Annotated in this window: 16 protein-coding genes and 3 pseudogenes; 10 read left to right on the forward strand and 9 right to left on the reverse strand. The window is 65.8% G+C overall.

Annotated features, from left to right (window positions below; genetic code table 11):
* The gene (gene cyoB / locus H5J25_RS15350; protein WP_202092512.1) at positions 1–2,007 is read right to left on the reverse strand and encodes a cytochrome o ubiquinol oxidase subunit I; all 2,007 of its coding nucleotides are present in this window, start codon (positions 2,005–2,007) and stop codon (positions 1–3) included.
* Between the two features lie 9 nt (positions 2,008–2,016).
* Positions 2,017–3,078, reverse strand: coding sequence for a ubiquinol oxidase subunit II (gene cyoA, locus H5J25_RS15355; RefSeq protein ID WP_202096419.1), 1,062 nt, complete (start codon positions 3,076–3,078; stop codon positions 2,017–2,019).
* 217 nt (positions 3,079–3,295) lie between these two features.
* Here cyoA and H5J25_RS15360 point away from each other — a divergent pair, with 217 nt between their 5' ends.
* A complete protein-coding gene (locus H5J25_RS15360) occupies positions 3,296–4,615 on the forward strand; it encodes an MFS transporter (RefSeq protein WP_225883168.1) in 1,320 nt (439 codons plus the stop codon).
* Positions 4,616–4,682: 67 nt separating this feature from the next.
* On the opposite strand, the pseudogene H5J25_RS20835 reads toward H5J25_RS15360, so the two are convergent.
* A pseudogene (locus tag H5J25_RS20835) lies at positions 4,683–5,685 on the reverse strand (IS30 family transposase).
* A 231-nt stretch (positions 5,686–5,916) separates the two neighbouring features.
* Here H5J25_RS20835 and H5J25_RS15365 point away from each other — a divergent pair.
* From H5J25_RS15365 to H5J25_RS15385, 5 genes and pseudogenes are all read left to right on the forward strand, one after another.
* Positions 5,917–6,570, forward strand: coding sequence for a PepSY-associated TM helix domain-containing protein (locus H5J25_RS15365; protein WP_404829543.1), 654 nt, complete (start codon positions 5,917–5,919; stop codon positions 6,568–6,570).
* 29 nt (positions 6,571–6,599) lie between these two features.
* Positions 6,600–7,079: a DUF2271 domain-containing protein gene (locus tag H5J25_RS15370; protein ID WP_202092516.1), complete on the forward strand. Its 480-nt coding sequence runs from the start codon at positions 6,600–6,602 to the stop codon at positions 7,077–7,079.
* 13 nt (positions 7,080–7,092) lie between these two features.
* Complete coding sequence (locus H5J25_RS15375) at positions 7,093–7,932, forward strand: DUF4198 domain-containing protein (RefSeq protein WP_202092518.1); 840 nt, start codon at positions 7,093–7,095, stop codon at positions 7,930–7,932.
* A gap of 151 nt (positions 7,933–8,083) precedes the next feature.
* Positions 8,084–8,970: pseudogene (locus tag H5J25_RS21710) on the forward strand (FAD:protein FMN transferase).
* A 33-nt stretch (positions 8,971–9,003) separates the two neighbouring features.
* Positions 9,004–9,375 (forward strand): reverse transcriptase-like protein, encoded by a 372-nt coding sequence (locus H5J25_RS15385; protein WP_202092520.1) that lies wholly within the window; start codon positions 9,004–9,006, stop codon positions 9,373–9,375.
* Here the strand turns inward: H5J25_RS15385 and H5J25_RS15390 are convergent, their stop codons facing one another.
* Genes H5J25_RS15390 through H5J25_RS15400 form a run of 3 tightly spaced genes read right to left on the reverse strand, consistent with a single transcriptional unit; the run spans position 9,376 to position 11,014 of the window.
* A complete protein-coding gene (locus H5J25_RS15390; protein WP_202092523.1) occupies positions 9,376–10,035 on the reverse strand; it encodes a heme exporter protein CcmB in 660 nt (219 codons plus the stop codon).
* Positions 10,032–10,613: a heme ABC exporter ATP-binding protein CcmA gene (gene ccmA / locus H5J25_RS15395; RefSeq protein WP_202092530.1), complete on the reverse strand. Its 582-nt coding sequence runs from the start codon at positions 10,611–10,613 to the stop codon at positions 10,032–10,034. The genes H5J25_RS15390 and ccmA overlap by 4 nt, the downstream gene beginning before the upstream one ends.
* Positions 10,610–11,014, reverse strand: coding sequence for a metallopeptidase family protein (locus tag H5J25_RS15400; protein ID WP_202092533.1), 405 nt, complete (start codon positions 11,012–11,014; stop codon positions 10,610–10,612). The genes ccmA and H5J25_RS15400 overlap by 4 nt, the downstream gene beginning before the upstream one ends.
* A 50-nt stretch (positions 11,015–11,064) precedes the next feature.
* On the opposite strand from H5J25_RS15400, the gene H5J25_RS15405 reads away from it, so the two are divergent.
* Positions 11,065–11,358, forward strand: coding sequence for a 4a-hydroxytetrahydrobiopterin dehydratase (locus H5J25_RS15405; protein WP_202092535.1), 294 nt, complete (start codon positions 11,065–11,067; stop codon positions 11,356–11,358).
* Positions 11,359–11,392: 34 nt separating this feature from the next.
* Here H5J25_RS15405 and H5J25_RS20840 read toward each other — a convergent pair whose 3' ends face one another.
* Both H5J25_RS20840 and H5J25_RS21715 read right to left on the reverse strand, forming a co-directional pair.
* Positions 11,393–12,187 carry a choice-of-anchor tandem repeat GloVer-containing protein gene (locus tag H5J25_RS20840; RefSeq protein WP_225883169.1) on the reverse strand — a complete coding sequence of 265 codons (795 nt, stop codon included), beginning with the start codon at positions 12,185–12,187 and terminating at the stop codon, positions 11,393–11,395.
* Between the two features lie 19 nt (positions 12,188–12,206).
* Positions 12,207–12,539 (reverse strand): annotated as a pseudogene (locus H5J25_RS21715) (choice-of-anchor tandem repeat GloVer-containing protein); the annotation flags it as partial.
* Here H5J25_RS21715 and H5J25_RS20850 point away from each other — a divergent pair.
* Positions 12,517–12,693: a hypothetical protein gene (locus tag H5J25_RS20850; RefSeq protein WP_225883170.1), complete on the forward strand. Its 177-nt coding sequence runs from the start codon at positions 12,517–12,519 to the stop codon at positions 12,691–12,693. The pseudogene H5J25_RS21715 and the gene H5J25_RS20850 sit on opposite strands and share 23 nt — an antisense overlap.
* A gap of 579 nt (positions 12,694–13,272) precedes the next feature.
* Complete coding sequence (locus tag H5J25_RS15420; protein WP_202092541.1) at positions 13,273–13,698, forward strand: hypothetical protein; 426 nt, start codon at positions 13,273–13,275, stop codon at positions 13,696–13,698.
* Between the two features lie 914 nt (positions 13,699–14,612).
* Here H5J25_RS15420 and H5J25_RS15425 read toward each other — a convergent pair.
* Complete coding sequence (locus H5J25_RS15425) at positions 14,613–15,413, reverse strand: SDR family oxidoreductase (RefSeq protein ID WP_202092543.1); 801 nt, start codon at positions 15,411–15,413, stop codon at positions 14,613–14,615.
* A 133-nt stretch (positions 15,414–15,546) separates the two neighbouring features.
* Between H5J25_RS15425 and H5J25_RS15430 the strand changes: the two genes are divergently transcribed.
* The gene (locus H5J25_RS15430) at positions 15,547–16,329 is read left to right on the forward strand and encodes an ATP-binding cassette domain-containing protein (protein ID WP_202092551.1); all 783 of its coding nucleotides are present in this window, start codon (positions 15,547–15,549) and stop codon (positions 16,327–16,329) included.

The following is a 16,329-nucleotide window of genomic DNA, read 5'->3' on the forward strand; positions in this document are numbered from 1 at the left end:
TCAGCGCTCCAGTGCCGCGAGGCTGCGGCTACGCGCATCCTCGGTCGAGGCGATTTCTTCCATCGGAATGTGGAATTCGCGGTCGTAATTGTAGCTGTGGTGGATAGCGGTCGCGACGACCCCGATCAGGCTGAGCGCCGCGAGCCACCAGACGTACCAGATCAACGCCACGCCGCACACCGCGCTCAACACCGCGATGAACAGGCCGGCGGGCGTGTTGCGCGGCATCAGGATCGCGCGGTAGCCCTTCACCGGGCGTTCATGGTTGCGGCTCTTCATGTCGTACCAGGCGTCCAGATCGTGGATCACCGGCGTGAAGGCGAAGTTGTAGGCCGGCGGCGGCGAGGACGTCGCCCATTCCAGCGTACGCCCGCCCCACGGATCGCCGGTCGTGTCGCGTAGCCGGTCGGTATTGCGATCGCGAATGCTGACATAGAACATGATCAGCTGCGACAGGATGCCGAGCGCGACGAGGAACGCACCGAAAGCCGCGATCAGGAACCAGATCTGGAGCGACGGATCGTCGAAATGGCGCAAGCGGCGCGTGACGCCCATCAGGCCGAGCACGTAGAGCGGGGTGAAGGCGAACCAATAGCCCGCGACCCAGAACCAGAAGGCCAGCTTGCCCCAGAATTCGTCGAGCTTGAAGCCGAACGCCTTGGGGAACCAGTAGGTGATCCCGGCGAACATGCCGAACACGACGCCGCCGATGATCACGTTGTGGAAATGCGCGACCAGGAACAGCGAGTTGTGCAGCACGAAATCCGCCGGCGGCACCGCGAGCAGCACGCCGGTCATCCCGCCGACCGTGAAGGTCAGCATGAACGCGACGGTCCACATCATCGGCACTTCGAAACGGACGCGGCCGTGATACATCGTGAACAGCCAGTTGAAGATCTTCGCGCCCGTCGGGATCGAGATGATCATCGTCGTGATGCCGAAGAAGCTGTTGACGCTGGCGCCCGACCCCATCGTGAAGAAGTGGTGCAGCCAGACGAGATAGGACAGGATCGTGATGACCACCGTCGCATAGACCATCGACGTATAGCCGAAGAGCCGCTTGTCGCTGAACGTCGAGGTGACTTCGCTGAACACGCCGAACGCCGGCAGGATCAGGATGTAGACCTCCGGATGGCCCCAGATCCAGATCATGTTGACGTACATCATGGGGTTGCCGCCCAACGTGTTGGTGAAGAAGTGCGTGCCGAGATACCGGTCGGCGCCGAGCAGGGCGAGCACCGCCGTCAATACCGGGAAGGCGGCAACGATCAGGATATTGGTGCAGAGAGCAGTCCAGGTGAAGACCGGCATCTTCATCATCGTCATGCCGGGCGCACGCATCTTCACGATCGTCGCGACCAGGTTGATGCCGGACAGCAATGTCCCGACCCCGGCAATCTGTAGCGCCCATATGTAATAGTCGACCCCGACACTGGGCGAGTAATCGATCCCCGACAGAGGCGCCATGGCCAGCCAGCCCGTGCTGGCGAATTCGCCGACGAACAGGCTCATCATCACGATCGCGGCGCCCATCGCCGTCATCCAGAAGCTGAAATTGTTGAGGAACGGGAAGGACACGTCGCGCGCGCCGATCTGCAGCGGCACGACGAAGTTCATCAATCCGGTGACGAACGGCATCGCGACGAAGAAGATCATGATCACGCCGTGCGCGGTGAACACCTGGTCGTAATGGTGCGCGGGCAGGTATCCGTCGTTCGCGCCGAACGCCATCGCCTGTTGCAGGCGCATCATGATCGCGTCGGAGAAGCCGCGCAGCAGCATGATCAGGCCGAGGATCATGTACATCACCCCGATCCGCTTGTGATCGACGCTGGTGAACCATTCTGACCACAGATAGCCCCAGACCTTGTAATAGGTCAGCACCGCGACGAGCGCCGCACCGCCCAGCGCCACCGCGCAGAAGGTCGCGACCACGATCGGCTCGTGCAGCGGCAGGGATTCGAGCGTGAAGCGCCCGAAGATGATCTTGAGAAGCTCAGGGGACATGATCTGGCCTTAACGCTGCACAGGCTTGGTGGATTGCGGGTCGAGCGGGGTGCCGGGGGGCGATGGCGGACGCGGCGACTTGCCGAGATCGTCCGCATCGCGCAGCAGCGCCCCTTCCTTCTCGCCCGGTTTTCGGTTGGCGTTATTGTTGGTCGGCGCAGGCATGGCGTGGCCCATCGTGCCGCCCATCTTGCCCTGCATGTCGTGCTTCATCGTCTCGCTCATGCACGTCGTGCCGGGTTCGACGCACATCTGCACGATGCGATCGAACAGCCCGGGCTGCACCGCGGACCAGCGGCGCGCGGGGACGTTCTCGCTGGGACGGACGATCGCCTTATAGGTGGATGCGTCGATCAGCCCGCCGCCGGTGCGCGTCTGCGCGGCCCAGCGGTCGAACCCGGCATCGTCCACGCCGGTGACCGAGAAGCGCATGCCCGAAAAGCCCGCGCCGCTGTAATTGGCGGAGAAGCCCTCGAACTTGCCGCCGCGGTTCAGCACCGCATGCAGCTTCGTCTCCATCCCCGGCATCGCATAGATCTGACCGGCGAGTGCGGGGATGTAGAAGGAGTTCATCACCGAACTGGCGGTGATGCGGAAACGGACCTCGCGGTTGAGCGGCAGGACCAGCTGGTTGACCGTCGCAACGCCCTGTTCGGGATAGATGAACAGCCACTTCCAGTCGAGCGCGACGACCTGCACCTCCAGCGGCTTGTCGGTCGCGGCGACCGCCTTGCCCGGCGCGATCCGGCCAAGCCGGCGATACGGATCCAGCGTGTGCGTGCTGATCCAGGTGATCGCGCCCAGCGCAATGATGATCAGCAGCGGCGCGGCCCAGATGATCAGTTCGAGTCCCGTCGAGTGATCCCAGTCCGGACGATGTTCGACCGCCTTGTTCGACGCGCGATACCGCCATGCGAACAGCGCGGTCAGCGCCATCACCGGGATGATGATGATCAGCATCAGCCCGGTCGAGATCATCAGGATCTGCGCCTGTTGATGCGCGACGTCGCCGGCCGGCTCCAGCACCTGCATTCCGCACCCGCCGAGCGCGAGAAGGGCCAAAGGCGACATAAGCGCGCCGAGACGGGCAGCCCCGCGAGGCAGGAAATGCTGATAAGGATGCGAAACCATGCTCGGCCTGTACGACCGGGTCCCGGATCGAACGATTGGACAATTTGTCCTATGCCGCATTGCACCAAAATGCGGTTAGGGGCGTATATCGAACACCGATACAGGCTGTCCGTGCGCCCCGCGCAGATGGCCTGTATCCAGCAAGCAGAGCAGCCGAATGGCCCAAGACATGTCCTTGACCGCGCTGGAACGCGACGCCCGAATCGTCAATTCGGGGAACGACCACGACGTCCATCCGGGCGAAATCGCGATCGGCGTGATCATCGGGCGAACGTCGGAATTCTTCGACTTCTTCGTCTACGCCATCGCATCGGTGCTGGTCTTCCCGCAGATCGTCTTCCCGCATCTGGACCGGTTGACCGGTACGTTGTGGTCGTTCGCGATCTTCGCGCTGGCGTTCGTCGCGCGTCCGTTCGGGACGCTGATCTTCATGGCGGTCGATCGCAATTACGGACGCGGCATCAAGCTGACGATCGCACTGTTCCTGCTCGGATCTTCGACCGTCGCGGTCGCGTTCCTGCCCGGATATGCGCAGGTCGGCGGGCTTTCGGCGGCGATCCTGTGCCTGTTGCGCATCGGCCAGGGCATCGCGCTGGGCGGCGCGTGGGACGGGCTTGCCTCGCTGCTCGCGCTCAACGCACCGGAAAAGCATCGCGGCTGGTATGCGATGATCCCGCAACTCGGCGCGCCGCTCGGCCTGATCGTCGCCAGCGGGCTGTTCGCCTATTTCCTGTCCTATCTGTCGCCTGCCGACTTTCTCGACTGGGGCTGGCGCTATCCGTTCTTCGTCGCCTTCGCGCTGAACGTCGTCGCCCTGTTCGCCCGCCTGCGCATGGTCGTCGCGCCCGAATACGACACGCTTTTCCGCAACAAGGAATTGCAGCCGTCGCGCGTGACCGCGACGATCCGGTCGGACGGGTGGAAGATCGTCGTCGGCGCATTCGCCCCGCTCGCGAGCTTCGCTTTGTTCCACATGGTGACGGTGTTCCCGCTATCCTGGGTCGTGTTGTTCACGCAGGAAGCCGCCCCGACCTTCCTGATGGTGGAGATCGTCGGCGCGACCGTGGGACTGATCGCGATCATCTGTTCCGGCCTGCTGGCGGATCGCTTTGGCCGGCGATCGGTGCTGGGCGTCTCCGCCGCGGCGATCGCAGTGTATAGCGGGTTCGCGCCGCAATTGCTCGACACGGGCGAGGCGGGCGCCGCCGCGTTCATGATCATCGGCTTCGCACTTCTTGGCCTGTCGTTCGGCCAGTCGTCGGGCGCGGTCGCGTCCAGCTTCACGACCGAGTCGCGCTATACCGGGTCGGCTCTCGTGTCCGATCTGGCGTGGCTGTTCGGTGCCGGGTTCGCGCCTTTGGTCGCGTTGCTGCTGGCGACGAAGCTGGGGCTGTTGGCCGCGGGGCTGTATCTGCTTTCGGGGTGCATCGGCACGCTGGTGGCGCTGGGGGTGAACAAGAACCTCGCCGGGCGGTAGTTTGGATGGGCCGTCACGCCCCGCTGTTTCTTCTTCCCGTCATTCCCGCGCAGGCGGGAATGTGGATTCACGTTTGAAGTGCACCGTTTGAGAGAGCGATGAATGCCTCGGCGGGTGTCTGGAAGTCGAGGCATTTTCTGGGGGGTATTGTTGAGGCGCTCGGCATAGGCACGGAGTTGCCGGTGGGTGATCGTGTCGAGGTCGGTCTTGCGGGGCAGGACGCGGCGCAGCCGGCCGATGGTATTTTCGACCCCGCCTTTTTGCCAGGGGCTGCGGACATCGCAGAAGAAGGTGGCGACGCCGAGACGATCGTGCAGGCGATAATGCTCGGCGAACTCGGTGCCGTTATCGAAGCTGATGGTGCGCCGCATGTCGCGGGGGATGGCGCGCAGGTGCGCTGCGATACGGCTGGCGGTCAAGGCGGCTTTGCGGTGCGGTGGCTTGTCGAGAATGGTGAAGCGGGTCTGTCGTTCGTGCAGGACGAGGATGTTGTGACCGTATCGGGCGAACAGCATGTAGTCGGCCTCCCAGTGGCCCGGCTGGTCGCGCCGGTCGGCCTCTGCGGGCCGTTCGGACAGGGGTATACGGTGCTGGATGAAGCTGGCCGGACTGCCGCCGCGGCGTGCATATCGCCCGCGCCTGAACTTCGCGCGGGGCAGCAGGCGGTGCCAATGGTCTTTCTGCGCCGAGCGGTGATAGACGTAGCGATAGATTGACTCATGGCTGATCACGGTGCGACCAGCATCACGCGCCAGCCGGCCGGCGATCTGTTCGGGGGAATGTCCCATCGCAAGGCCTTTCCTCACGATCTCTCGCAGGTCCGGCTGGCGTACCAGCTTGAAGCGACCGTCCCAGCGCCGCCGCCGTGCCGCCAGCGCATGCGCCCGCGCCGGGGCATAGCCCCCATCCCAGACCTTCGTCCGCTGGCTATTGCGCCGCCGCTCGCGACCGATCGTCGTATGATCCCGGCCGATCGCCGCCGCTATCGCACGATCCGACAGCCCGGCGGCATGCAACCGCGCAATCTCGATCCGCTCGTCTAGGCTGAGCTGCCTGTATCTTCGCCCCATCGCACTACCACCCTAGCAGTGGTGCACTTCTTTCGTGAGTCCAGGGAATCCATACTGGCTGACGTGTCGGTTCCTTTCCGGCGCCGGTGATTATGGATCCCCGCCTGCGCGGGGATGACGGACGGTGGGGTGGGCCTTGGCCGCTATCATTCCGTAACCCCAAAACCCCTGCGGTTGATAATCATTCGCAATAGTGTTGATCTTCTCCCGCGTTGGCGCTAGGCGGCGGGGGTGACTCGACACGATCCCATCGCGGTGCCGCCTGTCCGCAAGCCGAAGCCCAAATGGCGTGGCTGGTGGCTGAAGCAATTGCATACGTGGCACTGGATGAGTGCCGCCGTCTCGCTGATCGGGATGCTGCTGTTCGCGATCACGGGGATCACGCTGAACCACGCATCCTCGATCGGCGCGACGCCGGTGGTGGCGGAGAAAGCGGGCACGCTGCCACCCGCTTTGCTCGCCCAGCTGAAGACTCCCGCCGCAGCCGATGCCCCCCTGCCCGCGCCCGTCGCGGCGGCGGTGAAGCAGGCGGTCGGGCTGGATGCGTCGGGCAAGCCGGGCGAATGGTCGGATGCGGACGTCTATGTCGCTTTGCCGCGGCCGGGCGGCGACGGATGGGTCAGCATCGACCGCACCAGCGGCGCGATCACGTCCGAGAACACCGATCGCGGCTGGATCGCGTATCTGAACGACCTGCACAAGGGCCGCAATTCGGGCACGGCGTGGAGCTGGTTCATCGATATCTTCGCCGGGGCGTGCATCCTGTTCACGCTGACCGGGCTGTTGCTGCTGCAACTGCATGCGCGGCATCGCCCGACGACATGGCCGATCGTGGCCGCGGGGCTGATCGTGCCGGTGCTGCTCATCATCGTCTTCATTCACTGAATTTCATCTACTTACGGGGGGCGTCCATCATGCGTGCATCCAATCTGGTCCTGTTGAGCGGCGTGCTGGCCGGCCCCGCCGTCGCGGGGACGATCACCGTCACCGTGCCCGCGATCAAGGTGGCCGAATATCACCGCCCGTATGTCGCGGTCTGGCTGGAGCCGGTCGGCGGCGGCGCGGCGCGCACGATCGCCTTGTGGTACGAGACGAAAAAGACCGGCAAGGATGCGGGCACCAAGTATCTCGCCGACCTGCGGGCGTGGTGGCGCAAGGGCGGGCGCACGATGACCGTACCGGCGGACGGCGTCAGCGGTGCGACGCGCGCGCCGGGCACGTACAAGATCGCGCTGCCCGCCAACATCAAGCCGGGCCAGTATGTGCTGAACGTCGAGGCCGCGCGCGAGACCGGCGGACGCGAACTCGTCACCATGCCGCTGACCGTACCCAATCCGAATGCGAAGGGCTCGGGCAAGTCCGAACTCGGCGCCGTCACCGTTTCCGCTCGCTGAAAGGAGCCGCATCATGAAGCGTTTCACCACTCGCCTGATCGCCGCCGCCGCGCTCGTCTCCGTGCCCGCGATGCTCTCCGCCCACCGCCAGTGGCTGCTGCCGTCGGGAACCGTCTTCTCGGGTGAGGATGCCTGGGCGACGATCGATGCCGCCGTGTCGAACGACCTGTTCTTCGCGGATCATCAGCCGATGCGGCTGACCGGCGTGAAGGTGTGGCAACCCGATGGCAGCGAGGGCAAGCTGCAGAATCCATCGACCGGCCGCTATCGCTCGGTGTTCGACGTGCAGCTGGACAGACCGGGGACATGGAAGGTCGGCACCGCAATGTCGGGCGTGATGGGCAGCTTCATGGTCGATGGCGTCGAAAAGCGCATCGGTGGTCGTGGTGGCCCGCCGCGCCCCGGCCAGCCCGCGCCGCTGACCGTTGCGGACATTCCCGCCAATGCGACCGACGTGAAGCTGACCGAGACGTCGGCGCGGAACGAGGTGTTCCTGACCTCCGGCGCGCCGACCAGGACGGTGTTCGCGCCGACCGGCAAAGGGCTGGAATTCGCGCCCGTGACGCATCCCGACGAACTCGTCGCGGGCGAGACGGCGAAGTTCAAGTTCCTGATCGACGGCAAGCCCGCTGCCGGTCTGAAGGTGACGGTGATCCCGGGCGGCAAGCGCTATCGCAACGACGAGGGCGCGGTGGAACTGACGACGGGGGCGGACGGCATGCTCGATGTGAAATGGCCGACCGCGGGCATGTACTGGCTGAACGCCACCGCGACCGACGACAAGGCGACGACGCCGCGCGCGACGCAGCGGCGGATGAGCTATACGACCACGGTCGAGGTTATGACGCCCTGACCGCGAACCGGCGCGGATGATGCCGGACGAGCCGGAACACGGGGGCGCGCGCGGGGCCGAGCCGCGTATCGCCCTGCCCCGCTCGATCTCGCCCGACGCATTCGCCGGCCTGTCGCCCGATGCGCGGATCACCGGGCTGGGCGGCGAGACAATGGGCACGGGCTGGACGGTGCGCGCCATCCTTCCCGATGGCACGACCGCGACGGGTGTGCGGACCGCGATCGTCGCGCGGCTGGAGGGCATCGTGGCCGAGATGAGCCACTGGTCGCCGGCGTCTTTGCTGTCGCGGTTCAACCGGTCGGCGGCGGGTAGCTGGACGACGCTGCCGCCGGACTTCGCGCGCGTGATGGCGGAAGGGCTGGCGATCGCGGAGGCGAGCGGCGGCGCGTTCGATCCGACGATCGGGCGGCTGGTGGATCTGCACGGCTTCGGTCCGGTGCCGGCCGATCGCCCGGCCGACGCGGCGCAGGTCGCGCGCGCGCTGGGTGACGGCGGATGGCGGCGGCTGGACTTTACGCCGACCGACCGGCGGTTGCGGCAGCCGGGGGCCTTTCGCTCGACCTGTCGGGCATCGCGAAGGGCTATGCGGTCGATGCCGTGGCCGATCTGCTCGCCGCGTCGGGCATCGCGCATGCACTGGTCGAGATCGGCGGCGAGCTGGTCGGGCGCGGGGTGCGGCCGGACGGGCAGCCGTGGTGGGTCGATCTGGAAGTCCCGCCCGGGCTGACGCTGGCGCCGTTCCGGGTCGCGCTGCACGGGCTGGCGGTCGCCACATCGGGCGATTATCGCCGCGGCGAACATACGATCGATCCGCGGACGGGCTATCCCGTCGTCGATCCCGTTGCCTCGGTCAGCGTCATCCACCGTTCCGCGCTGGCGGCGGATGCATGGGCCACCGCGCTGACGGTGCTGGGTGTCCATGAGGGCATCGCGATGGCCGAGCGGGAAGGTCTCGCCGCGCGACTGGTGACGGTGCGGGGCGGCGTTGCGGTCGAGCATATCACGCCGGCGCTGGCCGAAATGCTGGCCGACGATTGATTGTCGCGGGGCGCTGGCGCAGCGTCGGCCACGATGCGTACGAAACTGTATTTCGACGGCGGATGCCGCCCGAACCCCGGCACGATGGAAATCGCGGTCGTCGTCGGCGGCAAGGCGCACGTCCTGCCAGACATGGGCACCGGCTCCAGCATGGATGCGGAATGGCTCGCTTTGATCCACGCGCTCCGGCTGGCGCAAGACCTTGGACTGGCCGACTTCGTCCTGCTGGGCGATTCCGCGGCGGTGATCGGACAGGCGAACGGAAGCCTGAAATGCCGGGGTGCCGGCCTGCGGCACATGGCCGAGTTCCGCGCGCTGGCCGGGGATCGTCCGCCGGCAATCCGCTATATCAAGCGATCGCAGAACCTTGCCGGCATCGCGCTCGCCCGGCTGCACGGTCGCTGATCAATCGATCGCGGCCCGCATCGCCGCGCCCGCGACGAACGGCGCGCCCGCGAGGAACAACAGGCTGATCGCGCCGAGCAGTTTGAGCGCACCCGCCGCGCCACCCGCCGTTCCGCCGTCGATCGATCCGGCACCGAAGATCAGCAAGGGAACCGCGAGCGGCAACATCACCAGCCCGGCCACCGCCCCCGCCCCGCGCACCCCGGCGACCAATGCCGATGTCGCGACGGCAAGCGCGGCGAGACCCGGCGTGCCGATCGCCAACCCGATCTCGACCGCGAGCAACGTATCCCCCGGCAGCCCGAGCAACCCCGCCGCAGCCACCGCCGCCAGCATCAATGGCGGACCGAAACCGATCCAGTGCGCGACGACCTTCGCCGCCGCGACGCCCGCCATGCTCACCCCGCGGACCGCAAGCTGATCCAGCACCCCCGCATCCGCATCGGGTGCGATCAGCCGTTCGACCGGCAACAAGGCCGCGAGCAACGCCGCCGCCCAGATGACGCCCCCGCCGACGCGCGCCAGCAACGTCGCATCCGGCCCGATCGCGAAGGGAAACAGGATCGTCGCAAGCAGGAAGAACGCCACGACCATAGTAACCCCGCCACCCGACCAGGCCCGGCGCACGTCGCGCGCGATCAAAGCGAACGCGATGCTCAACGGACCGGCCCGAGCGCGATGCGGCGGGCGGACTGGATCGCGATCGGCGTATGCGTCGCGACCAGCGCGATCCCGCCCCGAGCGCGGTGGACGACGATCGCCGCCTCCAGCATCGCCACCGCGCTTTCGTCCAGCCCGTTGGCGGGTTCGTCGAGCAGCCACACATCCGCCCCGCTCGCCACGATACGCGCCAGCCCGGCGCGCCGCCGCTGCCCGGTGGACAGCAGGCGCACGGGAATCGCGGCGATCGGCATCAGGTCGAACGCCGCCATCGCTTCTTCCAGCATGTCGGCGCGGCCGTCGATACCGGCCCAGAAACCAAGCGCGCGGACGAGCGTCAGATCCCGGTCGAGCGCGCTGGATTCCCCCAGCAACGCTCGCCGGCCCGATGCGTGGACGACACCGTCGGCGGGCGCGAGCAATCCGGCCGCGATCCGCACGAGGCTGGATTTGCCGACACCATTCGGCCCGGAAACCACGCCCGCATCGCCGGGGTTCAGGTCGAAGGACAGGTTGGCGAAGACCGTCCTGCCGCCCCGCATGCACGCGACGCCGTCGAACGCGAGCGCCGCCGTCAAGCGACCGAATCCTCCAGCGCATGCATATCGTCGTCCGACAGGCCGAAATGGTGTCCGATCTCATGGATCATCACATGCGAGACGAGATCGCCGAGCGTTACATTGGTCTCGATCCATTCCTCCAGGATCGCGCGGCGATACAGATGGATGCGATCCGGCACCGCGCCGGAATCGCTGGACGATTTCTCGCCCACCGGACGGCCGTGATAGATGCCGCTCAGGTCCAGCGGATGTTCGATCCCCAGCGCCGCCAGCGTCTCGTCATCCGCGAAATCCTCGACGATCAGCACGACCTCGCCCAGATGCGCGCGGAATTCGGGCGGCAAAGCTTCCAGCGTCGCCAAGGCGATATCCTCGATCGCCTGTGCTGTCGGCGCGAGTGTTTGATCCGGGGCGGCCATGCGATATGCCATAAGCCGAAGGCGCGCGTCGCGCCAGCAGGAGGACGGACATGGCCATCGAACCGCTGAGCGAGGAAGAGCGCGCCGAAGCCCTGGATGCGCTGGACGAGTGGGATTATGACGAAGCGCGCGACGCGATCACGCGCACGCTCACGTTCAAGGATTTCAGCGAGGCGTTCGCCTTCATGACGCGCGTCGCCCTGCTCGCCGAGAAAGCAGACCATCATCCCGAATGGTCGAACGTATGGAACCGCGTCGAGATATTGCTGACGACGCACGATGCCGGCGGACTCTCCCACCGCGACGTCGACATGGCCGAAGCGATCGACGCGCTGGTGGAGTGAAGCGCGCCGGGGGTTCGGCCCCGGCGCCTCGATGTCAGGCCGCGACCGCGATGCCGCTATGACGACGGCGGCGGAGATTGCCGCCCAACAGTCCGAAGCCGATCATCATCATCGCCCAGCTCGCCGGTTCGGGCACGGCCGCTGCCGCCGTCACGAAGCCGGCGTCGCTCAGCCGGAAAACCGTGCCGCGGTTGATCGATCCGCCGCGCCATGTCGTGCCGTACAGATTGCCCTTCGCGTCGGCGACCAGACCCTCGGCATTGTATGGGCCGCGCCCCTCCGGCTGGCCGCTGAAGCTTGCCAGCGTGACGATAGCATTGGTGCCCGCATCGATCCGGAAGATCGTTCCGTTATTGGATGTGCCGCCCGAAAAGGTCGTGCCGAACAGATTGCCGACCGCATCCATGATCAGCCCGGAATAGGGATTGGCCGGGTTGGGATTGCCGAACCCGAATTCCGCGATGCTGGTGATGGTGCTGGTGCCCGCATCGATCCGGAAGACGTTGCCGCTGCCCCGTCCACCGTTGACCGTCGTGCCGTACAGATTGCCGGCATCGTCCAGCAACAGCCCGCCATTGGGGGTGTATCCGGTGGTATTGGTAAAGTTGGCCACAGTCGACACGGCGTTGGTTCCGGCGGCGACCTTGAAGATGGTACCCCGCCCATTCGTCCCGCCGGTCGATGCCGTTCCGAAGAGATTGCCGTCCTTGTCGAGCACCAGCGGCGCATAGGGCATCGATCCGTTGGGGCCGGTGAAGCTCGCCAACGTGGTGATCGACGTCGCGCCCGCGGCGAGCCGGAACACGGTGCCCTGATTCTGTCTGACCACCGGACGCCGTCGTCCCGTAGATGTTGCCTGCCGCGTCCAACGTCACGCGACCCCAGGGATTTGCGCCGTCGCCGTTTCTGAAAGCGGCCAGCGTCGTGATCGTGTTCGTCCCCGCGGCGATCCGGTATATCGTTCCCAATCCGCCCGCACCGCCGGTCTGCGTCGCGCCGTACAGATTGCCGGCGGCGTCCATCGCGACCCCGCCGATCGGGCCCGCGCCATTCGTTCCGTTGAACCGTGCGATCGTCGTCATCGTGCTGGTTCCGACGTCGATCTTGAACACGACGCCCGACGTGTTGATACCGCCCTGGCTCGCCCCGCCATAGATATTGCCTGCGGCATCGATGGTCAGCCCGCCACGCGGCGATGCGCAGTTATTATTGTCGAAGCTGGCGAGCGTGACGAGCGTCGCCGCGGAGGCGGGCACGGCAGCCAGCAAAGCGAGCCCTGTTGCCGCGGCGGCGATGGTCGATATGATCTTCATGAATTTTCCCCTGTTGCCCTGATCGGTGACATCACGCCGAGGCCATGCGGCAGGGCCGCGATCCGGCGGCGAGATCACCGGATCACGTGCGCCCGTCGGCATCCGCGTAAACGTTAACGGCGCGTTTAGAGTCCCGTGCGGGGATCGGCGTAGGTCATCGACCTACACGGCGCGAAATTAGCTTGCGGGCGCGGGGGGCGGGGGGCGGGGATTAGGCCGCGGGAGCGTCGGAAGAATGAACCGTCGCATTGCAACTCGTATGGCGAAAACGACCGACGCTGTGGTGGATTGAAGCGGCAAGACGATGCGACAGCCGTTGGTCCTTCCCTTTTCTACGTCGCCAAGCTTCGGTTTTGGGAATGAGCAAATGGGAACAGGTTTCGGGAAAGCGGAGATCTCGGATGGCCGCGAGCTATCATGGCAGGGTGGTTCTCGCCGAACGACGTTCCTTTTGGGCAAGCTGGAATGACCGCTAACGCCCAAAACCGGACGGTCAGGCTGCCTGATGGCCATCCCGACAGCGGACGTTCGGTATCGACCTTGAGCAAGAACCCTGCGACTATCGACCTGCGAGATTTTGCGTCTCGATCGGGAGCGGCACGTGCTAGATTTTTTCCATAGGCTCCGGCGCAAGCAGGCCGCTGACTTCATCGAGGAGCGGCTTGAGTCCGTATCGGTGGATCTTCCTTACGAGCTTCAATCGAAAATTTTCGATCAGTTGGCGACGGTCAGCATCGCCGGCGCCGGGCTCTCCGTCACTTTGATCGGCAGTTTGCTCCAGAACGCATCGCGCGTCGTGTGGCTGTCAGTGATCCTCTTTGGGTTAGCCGCAGTTACGTCAGTCAGTGGCAACGTTCGGCTAATCGACGGACTGACCCAGCGCCGGCCTGTCCTACGCCGCACCAAGCTGGACGTGCAGATCGCGATGGGCCTGATTGGAATGGCGATCGGGTTCCTGTGCATGAGCATGTATTACGAGGGCGATCGTGCACCAACGCAGGCCGCCAGCGTACAGCCGGAACGCTAAAGCTGGGACGTTCGCTGACCACCAACTCCGGATATCACTGTCGTCGCAAAAGGCCGGACATACGCGACGTTCGATAATCACATTTGTGCGACGCCGCTGAGCCGATAGTGACCTTTGGTAAGGACGAACGAACACAGTGCCATAAAGATTGGACGACTAACGGAAAGGGTATGGAGCAGCTGATGACGCGCGGTGCCCAACTCGAACTACCTGGTGATCAGAGTGGCAGCGGCACCTTCTGTCGTCTCGCTCGTTCGGTTCAACCGTTCGGAGATGAATTATGCGGATGATTGCCCTTACGATAGTGTGCATTGGCATGAGCACGGCGGCCGTTGCTCAGGATCTGAACACAAGTCCGCTCGACCATACCCCGGTCATAGCGCTGGGAGCCGCGGCTAATGCGCAAGCCCGAGACGTCGCTCGTACTAAGCGATCCACCCGTCGCGCATCTTCAGCGGTGAGCGATCGTCAGACCTGCCGCGAGCTTCCATCCTACCGCGCGAAACTTGGCGCGTCCGATCGACGGATCGTGAAGCTGACGCGCCTCTGTCGTGAGGCCGGGCTATGAGGGGCATTGCTACGTGACCGGAAAGCGCCTCGAGCTGCGCTCTTCTGCGGCTTATGCCATATTGAAGCCTCACGTTTGGACGTCGTCGCCGGAAGCCAGCCTATTTGCCGGCTGACCAACGGCGGAAGCCGACGTCAGAGCCGAACTTCGAGCAAGCCCCCGCGAACGCCGAACATCCGCGATCCACGAATATCCGACGCCGTCATGTCCTACACGCCCTCGGTCCGCTAACGCTGACTCCGCTCTTTCGCATTGCTGGATATCGCTCAGCCGCTCGTCGCATCCGGGTGCATATCGTGTGACCTTGTGTGAACTTCGGCGCCACGGAGCGTCGTGATACGGGCCGCTACCCCTCGCGCGTGGTGATTCCCCGGCGCATCATCTTGCGCAGCTTGCCCGGCATCCAGCGCGCGGCGAAGGCCATGCGGTGCGCGGTCTTGCCGACATAGGTGTGGACCTTGTCGCCATGCACCGCCGCCCAGGCCGCGAGCGCGACGTCTTCTGCAGAGGTCAGTTCCAGCCCCGCGCCGGTCACGGTCTCGCGGATCGAGTGATCCGATCCCCCGGCCGGGCCTTGCAGCAGCGGCGTGTCGATGAAGCTTGGGATGATCGAGCGCACCTTCACCCCGGCGCCCGCCCATTCGCCGTCCAGCGCCTCGGTCATCGCGCGGACGCCGAACTTGGTGGCGGAATAGGGCGCGAGGCCGGCGGATCCGTAGATTGCCGATGCGCTCGCCGTGTTCAGCAGGCACGATCCCGGCGTCGCGGCGAGATAGGCATAGCCGATCCGCGCGCCGTTCAGCGCCCCGACCAGATTAATCGCGATGACGCGGTCGATCTCCTCGAAGCTGGTTTCGGCGAGCGGCCCGCCCGACCCGATCCCGGCATTGTTGAACAGGACGTCCAGCCGCCCGCCGGTCGTCGCGACGAACGCATCCAGGCTGGCGACCCAGGCCTCCCGGTCCCGCACGTCCATCGGATATGCGGACGACATTCCGGGCGGCAGCAGCGCCGCCGTCTCGGCCATTCCGGCGACGTTGACGTCGGCCAGCCCGACGCGCCAGCCACGCGCGGCGAACAGCTTGGCCGTCGCTTGCCCGATGCCCGATCCGCCGCCGGTGATGAAGATAGATTGCTGGTGCGCCACTGAAATCCCCTGCCCTTCGGTGTTTTTTCGACTGTGCGGTACGCCGGAGGCCACGGCAAGCCGTCCGCTCGTCGGCGCGGATTCGGGAAGGAGCGTTTGACGCCTGCCCCGCCCTCCCGCACAACCCGCCGCAATGTCACAGGATTCCCCCGGCCCCGCCGTCGCCTTTGCCGATGTGACGAAGCGGTACGGCGATGCGGTCGCGGTGGATGCCGTGTCGGTCGCGATCGCACCAGGCAGCTTCGTCGCGTTGGTCGGATCGTCGGGATCGGGCAAATCGACTTTGCTCAAGATGATCAACCGGCTGGTCGAGCCGAGCGGCGGCCGGGTGACGATAGGCGACGAGGACGTCACGCAGGCCGAGCCATACCTGCTGCGTCGGCGGATCGGCTATGTGTTCCAGAATATCGGGCTGTTCCCGCACATGAACGTCGCCGAGAACATCGCGATCGGATTGCGGATCGCGGGGGATGCATCCGGGGCGGACGGCGCCAGCGCGCGGGTGACGGAATTGCTCGAACTGGTCGACCTGCCCGCCGCGTTCGCCCGGCGGATGCCCGGCGAGCTGTCCGGCGGGCAGCGGCAGCGGGTCGGCGTGGCGCGCGCGCTGGCGCCAGCGCCCGGGCTGATGCTGATGGACGAACCGTTCGGCGCGCTCGACCCGGTGACGCGCGATCAACTCGGCACCAGCATCCGGGCGCTGCACGACCGGCTTGGGCTGACGACGATCATGGTGACGCACGACATGGCGGAGGCGCTGCTGATCGCGGACCGAGTGCTGGTGATGGAACGCGGGCGGATCGTGGCGGATGAAACCCCGCGCGACCTGATCGCGGGCAAGGGCGGCGCGGCGGCGGATGCGCTAGTCGCGGTGCCGCGGGAGCAGAGCCGTCGCTTGAGGGATCTGGAATCGTGA

Origin of the sequence: Sphingomonas aliaeris (assembly GCF_016743815.1) — a bacterium.
Taxonomy (GTDB): domain Bacteria; phylum Pseudomonadota; class Alphaproteobacteria; order Sphingomonadales; family Sphingomonadaceae; genus Sphingomonas; species Sphingomonas aliaeris.

Excerpts from the sequence above, each read along its gene's own strand:
- H5J25_RS15375 (WP_202092518.1), top strand. The coding sequence starts at position 7,093 with ATGAAGCGTTTCACCACTCGCCTGATCGCCGCCGCCGCGCTCGTCTCC.
- H5J25_RS15370 (WP_202092516.1), top strand. The coding sequence starts at position 6,600 with ATGCGTGCATCCAATCTGGTCCTGTTGAGCGGCGTGCTGGCCGGCCCC.
- H5J25_RS15360 (WP_225883168.1), top strand. The coding sequence starts at position 3,296 with ATGGCCCAAGACATGTCCTTGACCGCGCTGGAACGCGACGCCCGAATC.
- H5J25_RS15385 (WP_202092520.1), top strand. The coding sequence starts at position 9,004 with ATGCGTACGAAACTGTATTTCGACGGCGGATGCCGCCCGAACCCCGGC.
- cyoB (WP_202092512.1), bottom strand. The coding sequence starts at position 2,007 with ATGTCCCCTGAGCTTCTCAAGATCATCTTCGGGCGCTTCACGCTCGAA.
- H5J25_RS15405 (WP_202092535.1), top strand. The coding sequence starts at position 11,065 with ATGGCCATCGAACCGCTGAGCGAGGAAGAGCGCGCCGAAGCCCTGGAT.
- H5J25_RS15400 (WP_202092533.1), bottom strand. The coding sequence starts at position 11,014 with ATGGCCGCCCCGGATCAAACACTCGCGCCGACAGCACAGGCGATCGAG.
- cyoA (WP_202096419.1), bottom strand. The coding sequence starts at position 3,078 with ATGTCGCCTTTGGCCCTTCTCGCGCTCGGCGGGTGCGGAATGCAGGTG.
- H5J25_RS15430 (WP_202092551.1), top strand. The coding sequence starts at position 15,547 with ATGTCACAGGATTCCCCCGGCCCCGCCGTCGCCTTTGCCGATGTGACG.